The following is a 14,236-nucleotide window of genomic DNA, read 5'->3' on the forward strand; positions in this document are numbered from 1 at the left end:
CCATCATTCGAGAGGGTATCCCTAGGGCAACAGAACAGAAGTCGAAGGGGAATCGCTGTGGCAGTCGTCGCCTTTATCGGATTGGGCAATATGGGGGCCCCCATGGCCGCCAACGCCCTGAAGGCCGGGCATGCGGTTCGCGGCTACGACATCTCCGCCGAGCGTCGCGCGGTCGCCGCGCGGCTGGGGATCGAGGTTTCGCAGGAACTCGCTGAGGCGGCACAGGGCGCCGACATCGTGCTCACCATGCTCAATGCCGGGCCGGCGGTCATCGAGGTCTGGGCGCGCGCGCTCCCCGCCATGAAGCCCGGTGGCCTCATCATCGACTGCTCGACCATCGACGTGGACAGCTCGCGCCGCGCCCATGCCCAGGCGCGCGAGGCCGGACGGCTGTCGCTCGATGCGCCGGTCTCCGGTGGCGTCGAGGGCGCCACGGCGGGCACGCTCACCTTCATGGTCGGTGGCGACGAGGCGGCCTTCGCCGAGGGCCGGGCCTTCCTCGAAGCGCTCGGCCGCCGGATCGTCCATTGCGGCGAGGCCGGCACCGGCGAGGCGGCCAAGATCTGCAACAACATGATCCTCGGCATCAGCATGATCGCCGTCAGCGAGGCCTTCCTGCTGGCGGACGGGCTCGGCCTCTCGCGACAGGCGCTGTTCGACGTGGCGTCCAGCGCCTCCGGCCAGTGCTACGCGCTCACCACCCATTGCCCGGTGCCCGGCCCGGTGCCGACCTCCGCGGCCAATCGCGGCTACAAGCCGGGCTTCGCCGCCGAACTCATGGCCAAGGATCTGCGGCTTTCGCAGGAATGCGCGCGCTTCGCCGGGGCGGCAACACCGCTCGGACACGCCGCGTCCGCGCTCTATGAGCGTTTCATCGGCGAGGGCGGGCGGGGCATCGATTATGCCGGCATCATACGCTTCCTGCCCGATGCCGACGCGCCGCTGGCACAAGCTGGAGAGTAGGAAACGGCCTGCCGTAACGGCCTGCGCAACGACGCGGGCCGCGACAAAAAAGAAGCATAACGAGGAAACGCCAAGGGAGGATGACTATGAGGATCGTAACCGCGTGCGCGGCTGCCGCGCTCGTGCTGTGCGCCGCCGTTCCCGGCTCCGCGCAGGAGAAGACGCTGAAGATCGGCGTGCTCAACGACCAGTCGGGCCTTTACGCCGACATGGGCGGTCTCGGCTCCGTGGCCGCCGCCCGGCTGGCGGTCGAGGATTCCGGCCTGCTGGAGAAGGGCTGGAAGATCGAGGTGGTGGGCGCCGACCACCAGAACAAGCCGGACGTCGCCTCCAACATCGCGCGCCGCTGGTTCGACGTCGACGGTGTCGACGTCATCACCGACGTCACCAATTCGGCGGTGGCGCTGGCGCTCAGCCAGCTCGCCCGCGAGAAGAACAAGGTGGAGCTCGCCTCCGGCGCCGCCACCTCCGAGCTGACCGGCAAGGCCTGCTCGCCCAACACCATCCATTGGACCCACGACACCTGGGCGCTGGCCAACGGCACCGGCAAGGCGATCGTCGAGACCGGCGGCGACACCTGGTTCTTCATGACCGCCGACTATGCCTTCGGCCATGCGCTGGAGCGCGACACCGAAGCGGTGGTGCTCAAGAGCGGCGGCAAGGTGCTGGGCAAGGTGCTGACCCCGCTGAACACCGCGGACTTCTCCTCCTTCCTGCTGCAGGCGCAGGGGTCGGGCGCCAAGATCGTCGGTCTCGCCAATTCCGGCGTCGACACCAGCAACTCGATCAAGCAGGCGGCCGAGTTCGGCATCGTCGACGGCGGGCAGAAGCTGGCCGGCCTGCTGGTCTACATCACCGACGTGCATGCCGCGGGCCTGCCGATCGCGCAGGGCCTGATCCTGGAGTCCGCCTTCTACTGGGACCTCAATGAAGGCTCCCGCGCCTTCTCCGAGCGCTTCGCCAAGGCCATGAACGGACGCAAGCCCAGCATGGTGCAGGCCGGCGTCTACAGCTCGATCATCCACTACCTCAAGGCCGTGGAGGCGCTTGGCGGCGATTCCAAGGACGGCGCGGCGGTGGTCGCCAAGATGAAGTCCATGCCCACCGAGGACATCGCCATGGGCAAGGGCGAAATCCGCGTCGACGGCCGCAAGATCCACGACATGTACCTCTTCGAGGTCAAGAAGCCGTCCGAATCCAAGGGTCCGTGGGACTATTACACCCTGCGCAGCACCATTCCGGCGGCTGAAGCCTTCCGCCCGCTCGATCAGGGCGGCTGCCCCCTCGTCGTCAACTGAACCGGCCCTCCGCGGTCACCTTGCGCCGGCATCCCATGCTGCCGGCGCCCTTTTCATCGCCCAAACGGAGCAATCATGTCTGCCATGCAGTTGCGCAAAATCGTCGTGCAGGTCGAGGAAACCCATAGCGACGTCGGGCAGGCGGTGTCGCCGCCCTCGCGGAAGGTGACCATCGCCGCCGTCATCGCCAACCCCTATGCGGGGCGCCATGTCGAGGAACTCGCCCCGCTTTACGACCTTGGGGCGGAGGTGTCGGCCCTGCTCGCCCAGCGCGGACTTGAAGCGCTCGGCGTCGATGCGGACGCGATCCAGAACTACGGCAAGGCCGCCATCATCGGCACCGATGGCGAGATCGAGCACGCCGCGGCGCTGTTGCACCCCAAATTCGGCGCGCCGGTACGCACCGCCGTCGCCGGCAAGGACATCATTCCCTCGACCAAGAAGATCGGCGCGCCCGGCGCGGCGATCACGTTCCCGTTGACCGGCAAGACCTCGATCTGGGATTTCGACCAGATGGATGCCGCCGAAATCACCATTCCCGATGCGCCCCGCGCCGACGAAGCGGTGGTTATCCTCGCGCTGGGGGTTGGCGGGCGCCCCCTGCATCGGATCAAGTTGCCCGGTTGAGAGGGCGGAGCCCGCCATCCGGCCACCGCATAGAGCGGTGCCGGACGGCCGGCGACGCCCCGCTTATCGGACGGACCGCGCGACAGCTTCGCCAAAAAAAGAGGCGCGCGCGGCACCGAACCTAGGAGGAAAACGCCAATGCCCGAGGACTATATCCTCGCGACGGAAGGGCTTTCGAAAAGCTTCGGCGGCTTCAACGCCGTCACCGATGTCGACCTGAAAGTGCGGCGGGGCGCGATCCACGCCCTGATCGGCCCGAACGGCGCCGGAAAGACCACCTGCTTCAACCTGCTCACCAAGTTCCTGGTGCCGACCGCGGGCCGCATCCAATACAATGGCCGCGACATCACCCGCGTCTCCTCGGCGGGCATCGCCCAGTTCGGGCTGGTCCGCTCCTTCCAGATCTCGGCCGTGTTTCCGCATCTGACGGTGCTGGAGAATGTGCGCGTCGCCCTGCAGCGCCAGCGCGGCTTTTCCTTCGATTTCTGGCGCTCCGAGAAGGTGCTGCGCGGCTACGACGCGCGTGCGCTGGAGCTGCTCGACGAGGTCGGCCTCGCCGGCGACGCCGACCGCAACGCCAGCGAACTGTCCTATGGCCGCAAGCGCGCGCTGGAGCTGGCGACCACGCTGGCGCTCGAACCCGACATGATGCTGCTCGACGAGCCGATGGCCGGGATGGGCCACGAGGATATCGACCGCATCAGCACGCTGATCCGCAAGGCGGCGGCGGGGCGCACCGTGCTCATGGTGGAGCACAATCTCTCCGTGGTCGCCAATCTGTGCGACCGCATCACCGTTCTGGCGCGCGGGCGCATTCTGGCCGAGGGCGATTATGCCACCGTCTCCGGCGATCCCCGCGTGATCGAGGCCTATATCGGAGCCGGTCATGCTTGAGCGCTCTCCCACCAGGCCGCTGATGGCGGTTCATCGGCTCGAAGCGTGGTACGGCGAGTCCCACATCCTGCACGGCATCGATCTCGACATCGCCGAGGGCGAGGTCATCACCCTGCTGGGGCGCAACGGCGCGGGCAAGACCACGACGCTGCGCTCGATCATGGGCATGGTCGGCCGCCGCGCCGGCTCGGTGCGGATCGCCGAGGTCGAGACCATCGGCCATGCCTCGCGCCAGGTCGCCCGGCTCGGCGTCGGCTATGTGCCGGAGGAGCGCGGCATCTATGCCAGCCTCACCGTGAAGGAGAACCTTCATCTACCGCCGCGCGTGCGCCCCGGCGGGTTGAGCGACGAGCAGATCTTCGAGCTGTTCCCGAACCTTCGCGAGCGGCTGACCAGTTATGGCTCGAAGCTGTCCGGCGGCGAGCAGCAGATGCTGGCGCTGGCGCGGATCCTGCGCACCGGCGCGCGCCTCCTGCTGTGCGACGAGCTGACCGAGGGCCTGGCCCCGGTGATCGTGCAGCAGATCGGCGCCACCCTGCGCACGCTGCGCGAGCGCGGCTTCACCATCCTGCTGGCGGAAAGCAATTTCCGTTTCGCGCAGACCATCGCCGACCGCCACTACATCGTGGAGCAGGGCCGCATCGTCGACCGCATCGAGAATGACGAGATGGAGGCCAGCCTGCCCAAGCTCAACCGCTATCTGGGAGTGTGAGGCGTGATTCCTTTCCTGGACATTCCCATGCAGGCGCTGTTCGGCCAGCTGCTGCTGGGCCTGATCAACGGGTCGTTCTACGCGCTGCTGAGCCTCGGGCTCGCGGTGATCTTCGGGCTGCTGAACATCATCAACTTTACCCATGGCGCGCAGTACATGCTCGGCGCCTTCGTGGCGTGGATGCTGCTCAACTATCTCGGCATCGGCTATTGGTGGGCGCTGCTGCTGGCGCCCCTCATCGTCGGGGCGAGCGGCGTGGTGATCGAGCGCCTGCTCATTAGCCGGCTCTACAAGCTCGATCACATCTACGGCCTGCTGCTGACCTTCGGCATCGCGCTGATCATGCAGGGGCTGCTGCGCAACCAGTACGGCGCCTCCGGCATGCCCTACGCCATTCCGCCGGAACTGGCGGGCGGGCAGCGGCTGAGCTTCATGTTCCTGCCGAACTACCGCGCCTGGGTGATCGTCGCGTCGGTCATCGTCTGCCTCGGCACCTGGCTGCTGATCGAGCGCACGCGGCTCGGCGCCTATCTGCGCGCGGCGACAGAGAATCCGGGCCTCACCCAGGCTTTCGGCATCAACGTGCCGCTGCTGGTGACGCTGACCTATGGCTTCGGCGTCGGCCTCGCCGCGCTCGCCGGGGTACTGGCGGCGCCGATCTACTCGGTCAATCCCAATATGGGCGCCGACATCATCATCGTGGTGTTCGCCGTGGTGGTGATCGGCGGCATGGGCTCGATCCTCGGCGCCATCGCCTCGGGCTTCGCGCTCGGCCTCGTCGAGGGGCTGACCAAGGTGTTCTATCCGGAGGCGTCGACCACCGTGATCTTCGTGATCATGGCCATCGTGCTTCTCGTGAAGCCGGCCGGACTGTTCGGGAGGACCGCATGACCATGGTACAGCACATTTCCCCGGCGCAGCTGGCGAAGCCGACCAACCCGCCGCGCGCCGGCCTTCCCGCCTCGCTGTATGGGCGGCTGTTCATCGCCCTGACGGCGGTGCTGCTGGTGGCGCCGCTGGCGCTTTACCCGATGTTCCTGATGACGCTGCTGTGCTTCGCGCTGTTCGCCTGCGCCTTCAACCTGCTGCTCGGCTATGGCGGCCTGCTGTCCTTCGGCCACGCCGTCTATTTCGGCATGGCCGCCTATGTCACCGGCCACGCGGCCAAGGTCTGGGGCCTCGGCCCCGAGCTGTCGGTGCTGCTCGGCGCCTTGACCGGAGCAGGCCTCGGCCTCGCCTTCGGCGCACTGGCGATTCGGCGGCAGGGCATCTATTTCTCGATGATTACCCTCGCCCTGGCGCAGATGGCGTTCTTCTTCTGCCTGCAGGCAACGTTCACCCATGGCGAGGACGGCATCCAGGCCATTCCGCGTGGCCATTTGTTCGGGCTGATCGACCTGTCCGACGACCGCGTGCTCTATTACGTGGTGCTGGCGGTCTTTCTCGCCGGGTTGCTGGGCATCTTCCGCATCATCCACTCGCCCTTCGGGCAGGTGCTGAAGGCGATCCGCGAGAACGAGCCGCGCGCCATCTCGCTCGGCTACAACGCCCAGCGCTACAAGCTCGCCGTGTTCGTCCTCTCCAGCACAATTGCGGGCGTCGCCGGCGGCATGAAGGCGCTGGTGTTCCAGCTCGCCACCCTGACCGACGTGCACTGGACCATGTCGGGCGAGGTGGTGCTGATGACGCTGGTCGGCGGCATGGGCACGGTGTTCGGCCCGATCGTCGGCGCGGCGGTCATCGTCACCATGCAGAACTATCTGGCGCATCTGGGCGCCTGGGTGACGGTGGTGCAGGGCGCGATCTTCGTCGCCTGCGTGCTGCTGTTCCGCGAGGGCATCGTCGGTGTCATCGCCCGCCACCTGCGCTGGCGGCTCTAGGGCGATGGATCGGGAGGGCGCGCGCCCGGCGTCGCCTTGAAGCGCGCATCGCCCGCTGGCTGTCGACACGGCCGGGACGGCACGAGCGGGGCATCTCCGCGTCGTGCCGTCCCGGCCATGGCGCGTCTCAGTCCTGCAAGGCCCAGTCCGCGACCTGCCAGCGCATCTCCCCGCGATCCTTGACGATGCGGCCGAGCCCGGGGAAGGGCATGTGGGTGGCGGCGATCAGCGCGCCTTCCGCGGCGGCGAGGGGAAAGAAGCGGTCGCGCATCGCCTTTGCGGCCGCCTGGTCCTGCTCGAACACGAAGAAGACGTCGGTCGCCCCGGGATGCACCACCGGAAACACCATGTCGGAGACCATGATGAGGCTCTGGCCGCCATCCTCGATCCGCACGCCGATATGGCCGGGGGTGTGGCCGGTGAGGTCGACGATGGAGACGCCGCGCACGATGTCCCGCTCGCCGTCGATCGCCTGGAGTTTCGGGTAGAGCCGCACGACGTCATCGGCCATGCGGAAGCTGGTCTGCAGATAGTCGGGCGCCCCGTTGCGCTTGGCCGGATCGGTCCAGTGGGTGACATCGCGCCGGTCGATATAGAGTTCCGCCTTCGGGTAGTTGTTCTTCCCGCCCGCGATCAGCCCGCCCATATGGTCCTGGTGCATGTGGGTGACGATCACGGCGTCGATCTGGTCGCGCTTCACGCCGAGCACGTCCAGCGCTTCCGGCAGCGCGCCGGTCTTGCCGATCGAGCCGGCCGGACCGGCATCGATGAGGATGCGGTGCTCGCCATCCTCGACCAGATACTGGTTGAACAGGAACCGCACGCCGCTCGGCCGGGCGGTGAACTGCGCGGTCGCCGCCTGCTCGACCTCGGCCGGGCTGCGCCCGGGAAAATAGGTGTAGGGCATGTCGGCATAGCCGTCCGTCAGGGCGGTCACCGTGAAGCGGCCGATGCGGATCTGCGCGAGCGGCGTCACGCTCACCGGCGACCCGGCCGTTGCCGGGGTCGCGCCGAGAGCCGGCGCGGCCGAGCCGGCCATGAGGCTGCCTCCGAACAGGCTCCCCCCGAGAAGCCCAAGGGGGATGCCACCGGCAAAGGCACGACGGGACAGTTGAGGCATGGTGCCCTCCTTCGGTCATCGGATATGGCGGGACGCGGCTGGCCGTCCCCTACCGGGATGAGGCTATGGCGTCTTGAATCAAGCGGGTATCCTGCCGATTTGGGATATGGCCTCCCGAATTCCGGAAGAATGTCATGGATCGTTTCGAGGCGATGTCGGTATTGCTGGCGGTTGTCGAAGCCGGGAGCCTCTCGGCGGGCGCACGGCGGCTGCGCGCGCCGCTGGCCACCGTCAGCCGCAAGGTCGGCGATCTGGAAAAGCATCTGGGCGTGCGCCTGATCCTGCGCACCAGCCGTGGCATCGTCCTCACGGAGGAGGGGCGCAGCTTCGTTGCCGCGTCACGCCGCATCCTGGAGCAACTGGACGCCGCGGACCGGCAGGCCGGCGGTGATTATGGCGACGTGCGCGGGGGCCTGCATGTGACCGCGCCGATCGCCTTTGGCGAGCGCCACCTGCTGCCCATCGCGCTGGACTTCATCAAGGAGCACCCCGAGATCAATCTGCGCCTCACGCTCGCCGATCGGCAGATCCGTCTGGATGACGAGCACATCGACGTGGCGCTGCGGATCGGACATCTGGCGGACAGCGCGCTCATCGCGACCCGCATCGGCACGGTGCGCAGGGTGATCTGCGCGAGCCCGGCCTATCTCGCCCGTCACGGCGTGCCGCGCCAGCCGGACGACCTTGCCACGCATGACGGCATCAGTTTCCAGGGCTTCGCGATGGCGCCGGAGTGGCGCTACCGCCGGGACAGCGCCGCCTTCACCGTGGAGCCCCGGCCGAAACTCGCGGTCAACACCACGGAAGCGGCGATACAGGCGGCGCTGGCGGGCATCGGCATCGCCCGCCTGCTGTCCTATCAGGTGGCCGAGCAACTGCGCTCCGGCGCGTTGCAGGAAGTGCTGACGGAGCTGGCCCCCGAACCGCTGCCGGTGAACCTCATCCATGCGCCGGCCCAGCCTCTGGCCCGGAAAGTGCGCAGCTTCATCGACTGGACCGCCCCCCGCCTTCGCGAACGGATGGCGCGCTAGGGGCGATCGACATTCGGATCCCGAATGCCGATGCACGAGATGTCGATTTTTTTGCTGCGGCGCTGATCCGAGGGAAAGAAACCCACGTAATCGCCATGCAACGGTCAGCTTACATCCGTTGATCGTTATGTCTCATGTGGAGGATTACGCAAATGTTCCGCAAGGTATTGATTGCCGGCGCAATAGCTATTGCTGTCACGTCGACCGCCTTTGCTGACAAGAAGTCGGACATTGTGTCGGTCGCCGTCAGTACTCCTGAGCTTTCAACGCTGGTTGCTGCCGTGAAGGCGGCGGGTCTGGTCGACACGCTGTCCGGCGCGGGTCCCTTCACGGTGTTCGCCCCGACCAATGCCGCCTTCGCCGCGCTCCCCGCGGGCACGGTCGAAGAACTCCTCAAGCCCGAGAACAAGGCCAAGCTCACCGAAATCCTGACCTTCCATGTCGTGCCCGGAAAGGTCATGGCGGCCGACCTCAAGGAGGGCATGAAGGCCAAGACGGTGGAGGGTGAAGAGGTCACCATCACGCTGACCGGCGGCCCCAAGGTCAATGGCGCCAATGTGACCATGGCCGACGTGAGCGCGTCCAACGGCGTGGTGCACGTCATCGACAAGGTGATCCTGCCGAAGGCCGCGCCGTAGCACGTCAGCGCCGCCGGGATGTCTCCCGCAATGACAAGGCGGCGCGCTCGCGTGCCGCCTTCGGGGCGCCCCCGCTCCACCCCGTGGCTCTACGCCGGGTCGTCCCATCGGATCGCGGAGCGTCCGCTGGTCAGGTCCGCAAGCAGCCGGTCCACGCCACCGGCATCCGACGTCGGCGCCGACACCGACAGGATCGCGCCGCTGTCCGTGAAGCTCTGGACCTCCATCTGCACGCCGGGGAGCGCGCCCAGCCGGGCCTGAACCAGCGCCAGATCGCTGAACCCGCATGTCAGTGTCCCCGACACGGTCTCGATGAGCGCCACCTTCGCGGCGTCCCGCAGGCACAGCGCCGCGGTTCCGCCATAGGCGCGGATCAGGCCGCCGCTGCCCAGAAGCACGCCGCCGAACCAGCGCGACACGACAACGGCGACGCGATCGAGGCCTTGCCCGTCGATCGCGGCAAGAATCGGCTTGCCGGCGGTGCCGCCGGGTTCGCCGTCATCGTTGAAACGGTAGTTCTGCCCCAGCCGCCATGCCCAGCAATTGTGACCGGCCGACGGGTCCGACTGGGCCGCGATGAAGTCCTTCGCCGCCGCCTCGTCCGCCACCGGACCGGCGACCGCGATGAAGCGGCTCTTCCGGATCTCCTGCCGGCCTGTGGCGCGTTCAACGAGGGTAAGACGTGGGGGCATGGGCCCGTCTAGCATGACCCCGGCCGCCAATCTCCCCCGTCCGACGCCGGCCCGACGTCCATCCTCCGCGAGGCGGGCGATCACGGAACGCCGTCATGAAGGCCCGGCAGGCGCGGCCATGATCGGCCTCCGGCCACGCCATCATCTTGAACTGGCGTCGAAACATCTATAGGACCCGAGCCTCCGGGAAGCTCGCGGCGCCGTCCTCCTGCCCGCCCCCAAATCTTCCGCCTCAAACTCGCATGGGGCGCGTGTGGTGAACCGCGACACAGGGTTGACCGCTCCGTGCCCGCCCGGGCGCTTTCGCTGAGCCGGTTCGCTCCGGCCCGTCTTCCTGCCCGCCAACAGGCGCTGCTCATGGTCACCTTGTTCCACACCGCCGCCGCGCTGCTGATCGGAGCGGTGGGGGGCTACGTGTTCGTGCTGCTGCACGCGCCCCTGCCGTGGACCCTCGGGGCGCTGACCGCGACGGCGCTGGTGTCGCTGGCGGGCCGGCGGTGGTTCCTGCCGCCCTTCGCGTGGAATCTGGCGCGGCCCTGCATCGGCGTGCTCGCCGGCAGCTCCTTCACTTTGCCGATCCTGCTGTCGCTGGCGGGGTGGTGGGACGTCATCCTGATTCTCGTCGTGTACTCGCTGGCGATGACGCTGCTCGGCTCCGCGTTCTTCCGGCGCGTTGCCGGCTATGATCCGGCCACCTCGTTCTTCGCCTCGGCGCCGGCCGGGCTGGGCGAGCTCAGCCTGCTGGGCTCCTCGCTCGGGGGCAATCTGCGCACGCTGGTGCTGGTGCACTCGGTGCGCATCGTGCTGGTGGTGTTCACCGTGCCCTTCGCCATACGCTGGATGATGGCGGGCGGCGCCGCCCCGCCGCCGGCCCCGGCCCATGTCGAGGGCGCGGGCGGCCTGATCGACTGGGCGCTGCTGATCGGCTGCGGTGTGATCGGCTTCTTTCTGGGCCGCCCCTACCGCACCTTTGGCGGCGTCATGCTGGTGCCGATGGTGCTGAGCGCGATCGTGCACATCGCCGGGTTCACCACCCTGTCGCCGCCCGCCTGGCTGGTGACGCTGGTGCAGATCACCATCGGCTCGATCGCCGGCTCGCGCTTTGCCGGGCTGAAGCTGGCGGAATTCCGCTCCACCATCATGTACGCGCTGGTCTGGGCGGTGACGCTGGTGGTCACGGCCTTTCTCGCGGCCATGGCCTGCCTGGGCCTCACCGAGCACACGCTGGCGGAACTCGCGCTTGGCTTCGCGCCTGGCGGCATCGTGGAAATGACCATCGTCGCCTATGCGATGAGCGTCGAGGTGGCGTTCGTGGTCACCTGCCAGCTCAGCCGCATCACGCTGGTGCTGATGCTCGCCCCGGTGCTGTTCCGGCTTACCGGGCACAAGCCCCCGGCGGACTGACGACGCGGACGGATGATCCCGGCCCGGCCGGCATTTTCCCGCGTGTGCCCTGCACCATGAAACCGGCGGCCGCCCAAGGGATTGCCCGCTTTGCGCAATCGGCGAGGCCCGCGTCTGGCATCCCAGGCGCGTGCCCCCGTTTAGCCGCGAATGTGCTGCAATGCACCTAAACGAACCTTCGTATCTTTCGTTTAATGGCTATTGATGGCCATACGTGTTTCAGATAGCGTCATTACGAACATAAAAACGAAAGCGCCCGCACATGAAGCGGCGCGACCCGGGAGGCGTCAGGTGGCCGTCGGCACGCTGGACGAAATCTATGACCTCGCCATCATCGGCGGCGGTGTGAATGGCTGCGGCATCGCGCGCGACGCGGCGGGGCGGGGCGTTTCCGTCGTGCTGTTCGAGCAGGGCGATTTTGCCGGTGCTACCTCCTCGGCCTCGACCAAGCTGATCCATGGCGGGCTGCGCTATCTCGAACATTACGAGTTCCGGCTGGTGCGCGAGGCGCTGATGGAGCGTGAAGTGCTATGGGCCATCGCCCCGCACATCATCCGCCCGCTGCGCTTCGTGCTGCCCCATCACAAGGGCCTGCGCCCGGCCTGGCTGCTGCGGCTCGGCCTGTTCCTCTACGACCATCTGGGCGGTCGCAAGCTGCTGCCGGCGACGCGCACGCTGGATCTACGCCGCGACGAGACCGGCCGGCCGCTGCGCGAGGGCTATGCCCGCGCCTTCGAATATTCCGACTGCTGGGTCGAGGATTCGCGCCTCGTGGTACTGAACGCGCTGGACGCCGCCGAGCGCGGCGCCGACATCCGCCCGCGCAGCCGCGTGGTCAGCGCCACCCGTGCGGCGGATTGCTGGGAGATCGAGGTCGAGCAGGACGGTGCCCGCGCCCTCGTGCGTGCCCGCGTGCTGGTCAATGCCGCCGGCCCGTGGGTGCATGAGGTGCTGGCGAAGGTGGTGCGGGTCAACACGCCGGCCAATGTCCGCCTCGTGCAGGGCAGCCACATCGTGGTGCCCAAGCTCTACGATCACGACCGCGCCTATATCTTCCAGAACGCCGACGGGCGCATCATCTTCGCCATTCCCTATGAGCACGACTTCACGCTCATCGGCACCACCGACCGCGATTTCGGCTCGACCCCGTCCAGGCCGGTCGCCAGCCCGGAGGAGATTTCGTATCTCTGCGCGGCGGCGAGCGAATATTTCGCCCGTCCGGTGCTGCCGGACGAGGTGGTGTGGACCTATTCCGGCGTGCGCCCGCTCTATGATGACGGCGCCTCCAAGGCGCAGGAAGCCACCCGCGACTATGTGCTGGAGATGGAAGAGGAAGAGGGGCGCGCCCCTCTGCTCTCGGTGTTCGGTGGCAAGATCACCACCTATCGCCGCCTCGCCGAGCACGCGCTGGAAAAGCTCAGTGCGTTCCTGCCCAAGGCCGGCAAGGCGAGCTGGACCGGCACCGAGCCGCTGCCGGGCGGCGACTTCGCGGTGCATGACCAGCCGCGCATCGTCGGCCAGCTCAAGCGCGCCCATCCCTGGCTCGACGAGGCGCTGGCCCGCCGTCTGGTGCGCGCCTACGGCACCCGCGCGCTGCGCCTGCTGGACGGCGCGCGCGGCCCGGCCGATCTCGGCCACCTGTTCGGCGCCGATCTTCATGAAATCGAGGTCCGCTATCTGATGCGCGAGGAATGGGCGCGCAGCGCCGAGGACGTGCTGTGGCGCCGCTCCAAGCTTGGCCTGCGCTTCACCCGCGAGCAGATCGACGCGCTCGACACCTATATGCGCATCCATGCGCCGCACGCCGCGTCCGCCGGCACCGAACCCCGGGGGGCCGCGCAGTGACGCTCGAACTCGTCAATGTCTCCCGCACGGTGAACGCGGCCAGCCATCTGCGCGATATCTCGCTGCGGCTGGAGAATGGCAGCCTCAACGTGCTGCTCGGCGCTACGCTCGCCGGCAAGACCAGCCTGATGCGGCTCATGGCCGGCCTCGACGCGCCGACCACCGGCCGCGTGCTGGTGGACGGGCGCGACGTTACCGGGCTCTCGGTCAAGAAGCGCTCGGTGGCGATGGTCTACCAGCAGTTCATCAACTACCCCGCGCTGACGGTCTACGAGAACATCGCCTCGCCATTGCGTCTCCAGCGCCTGCCCCGCGCCGAGATCGAGGCGCGCGTCAACGAGGCGGCGCGCCTGCTCAAGCTCACGCCTTATCTGGAGCGCACCCCGCTGGCGCTGTCGGGCGGCCAGCAGCAGCGCACCGCGATCGCCCGCGCGCTGGTGAAGCGCGCCGACCTCGTGCTGCTCGACGAGCCGCTGGCCAATCTCGACTACAAGCTGCGCGAGGAATTGCGCGAGGAACTGCCGCGCATCTTCGCCTCCACCGGCGCCGTGTTCGTCTACGCCACCACCGAGCCGACCGAGGCGCTGCTGCTGGGCGGCAACACGGCATCGCTGATGGAGGGCCGGCTCACCCAGTTCGGCCCGACCGCGCAGGTCTATCGCCACCCGGCGGACCTCGCGACCGCGCAGGTGTTCTCCGATCCCCCGCTCAACGCGCTGCGCGTGGTGAAGTCGGGCGGCACCGTGCTGCTGGAGAGCGGCGCGGTGGTGCCGGCGACCGGCGCGCTGGCTACCGTGCCGGACGGCACCTACACCGTCGGCGTGCGCGCGCATCATCTTGAGGTGGAGACGGTCGCCCGGGCCGAGCGCGACCACCGCCCGGGCATCATCCGGCTCGGCGCGCGCGTCGCGGTCACCGAGGTGACGGGCTCGGAGAGCTTCCTGCACATGGACATGGGCACCGCCGACACCGGAAGCGCCGATGCCGGCCACCGGCTCACCGCCCTGTTGCCGGGTGTGCACCGGCTGGAGCCGGGGGCGCCGGTCGAGGTGCTGATCGACCCGCGGCACATCCTTCTGTTCGACGCCGCCGGCAACAATACCGGCACCGCGCTCGGCGCGGCGGCCTGAGG

14 protein-coding genes are annotated in these 14,236 nt (G+C 68.0%); 12 read left to right on the forward strand and 2 right to left on the reverse strand.

Annotated features, from left to right (window positions below; translation table 11 throughout):
* Positions 1-57: 57 nt before the first annotated feature.
* From mmsB to MKI84_RS13490, 7 genes are all read left to right on the forward strand, one after another.
* Positions 58-963 carry a 3-hydroxyisobutyrate dehydrogenase gene (mmsB, locus tag MKI84_RS13460; RefSeq protein WP_241620247.1) on the forward strand — a complete coding sequence of 302 codons (906 nt, stop codon included), beginning with the start codon at positions 58-60 and terminating at the stop codon, positions 961-963.
* 86 nt (positions 964-1,049) lie between these two features.
* The gene (locus tag MKI84_RS13465) at positions 1,050-2,261 is read left to right on the forward strand and encodes an ABC transporter substrate-binding protein (RefSeq protein WP_241620249.1); all 1,212 of its coding nucleotides are present in this window, start codon (positions 1,050-1,052) and stop codon (positions 2,259-2,261) included.
* An 84-nt stretch (positions 2,262-2,345) separates the two neighbouring features.
* A complete protein-coding gene (locus MKI84_RS13470) occupies positions 2,346-2,888 on the forward strand; it encodes an amino acid synthesis family protein (protein ID WP_241620251.1) in 543 nt (180 codons plus the stop codon).
* A 138-nt stretch (positions 2,889-3,026) separates the two neighbouring features.
* Positions 3,027-3,782 carry an ABC transporter ATP-binding protein gene (locus MKI84_RS13475; protein WP_241620253.1) on the forward strand — a complete coding sequence of 252 codons (756 nt, stop codon included), beginning with the start codon at positions 3,027-3,029 and terminating at the stop codon, positions 3,780-3,782.
* The gene (locus tag MKI84_RS13480; RefSeq protein ID WP_241620255.1) at positions 3,775-4,494 is read left to right on the forward strand and encodes an ABC transporter ATP-binding protein; all 720 of its coding nucleotides are present in this window, start codon (positions 3,775-3,777) and stop codon (positions 4,492-4,494) included. Before MKI84_RS13475 ends, MKI84_RS13480 begins: the two co-directional genes overlap by 8 nt.
* A 27-nt stretch (positions 4,495-4,521) precedes the next feature.
* Positions 4,522-5,385, forward strand: a complete 864-nt coding sequence (locus MKI84_RS13485; RefSeq protein WP_241620563.1) for a branched-chain amino acid ABC transporter permease — start codon at positions 4,522-4,524, stop codon at positions 5,383-5,385.
* Between the two features lie 2 nt (positions 5,386-5,387).
* Positions 5,388-6,374 carry a branched-chain amino acid ABC transporter permease gene (locus MKI84_RS13490; protein WP_425353842.1) on the forward strand — a complete coding sequence of 329 codons (987 nt, stop codon included), beginning with the start codon at positions 5,388-5,390 and terminating at the stop codon, positions 6,372-6,374.
* 127 nt (positions 6,375-6,501) lie between these two features.
* Here the strand turns inward: MKI84_RS13490 and MKI84_RS13495 are convergent, their stop codons facing one another.
* The gene (locus tag MKI84_RS13495) at positions 6,502-7,494 is read right to left on the reverse strand and encodes an MBL fold metallo-hydrolase (RefSeq protein WP_241620259.1); all 993 of its coding nucleotides are present in this window, start codon (positions 7,492-7,494) and stop codon (positions 6,502-6,504) included.
* 134 nt (positions 7,495-7,628) lie between these two features.
* Here MKI84_RS13495 and MKI84_RS13500 point away from each other — a divergent pair, with 134 nt between their 5' ends.
* A complete protein-coding gene (locus MKI84_RS13500; RefSeq protein WP_241620261.1) occupies positions 7,629-8,525 on the forward strand; it encodes a LysR family transcriptional regulator in 897 nt (298 codons plus the stop codon).
* Positions 8,526-8,677: 152 nt separating this feature from the next.
* Positions 8,678-9,163 carry a fasciclin domain-containing protein gene (locus tag MKI84_RS13505; protein ID WP_241620263.1) on the forward strand — a complete coding sequence of 162 codons (486 nt, stop codon included), beginning with the start codon at positions 8,678-8,680 and terminating at the stop codon, positions 9,161-9,163.
* 89 nt (positions 9,164-9,252) lie between these two features.
* Here the strand turns inward: MKI84_RS13505 and MKI84_RS13510 are convergent, their stop codons facing one another.
* Positions 9,253-9,855 carry an IMPACT family protein gene (locus tag MKI84_RS13510; protein WP_241620265.1) on the reverse strand — a complete coding sequence of 201 codons (603 nt, stop codon included), beginning with the start codon at positions 9,853-9,855 and terminating at the stop codon, positions 9,253-9,255.
* A 357-nt stretch (positions 9,856-10,212) separates the two neighbouring features.
* Here MKI84_RS13510 and MKI84_RS13515 point away from each other — a divergent pair, with 357 nt between their 5' ends.
* The 3 genes from MKI84_RS13515 (at position 10,213) to MKI84_RS13525 (ending at position 14,234) form a co-directional block, all read left to right on the forward strand.
* On the forward strand, positions 10,213-11,259 hold the full coding sequence (locus tag MKI84_RS13515; protein WP_241620267.1) for an AbrB family transcriptional regulator: 1,047 nt from the start codon (positions 10,213-10,215) through the stop codon (positions 11,257-11,259).
* A gap of 291 nt (positions 11,260-11,550) precedes the next feature.
* On the forward strand, positions 11,551-13,104 hold the full coding sequence (glpD, locus tag MKI84_RS13520) for a glycerol-3-phosphate dehydrogenase (protein WP_241620269.1): 1,554 nt from the start codon (positions 11,551-11,553) through the stop codon (positions 13,102-13,104).
* On the forward strand, positions 13,101-14,234 hold the full coding sequence (locus MKI84_RS13525; RefSeq protein WP_241620271.1) for an ABC transporter ATP-binding protein: 1,134 nt from the start codon (positions 13,101-13,103) through the stop codon (positions 14,232-14,234). Before glpD ends, MKI84_RS13525 begins: the two co-directional genes overlap by 4 nt.
* Positions 14,235-14,236 lie beyond the last annotated feature (2 nt).

The sequence above is a fragment of the Ancylobacter gelatini genome (assembly GCF_022601675.1).
In the GTDB taxonomy this organism is placed as follows: Bacteria; Pseudomonadota; Alphaproteobacteria; order Rhizobiales; family Xanthobacteraceae; genus Ancylobacter; species Ancylobacter gelatini.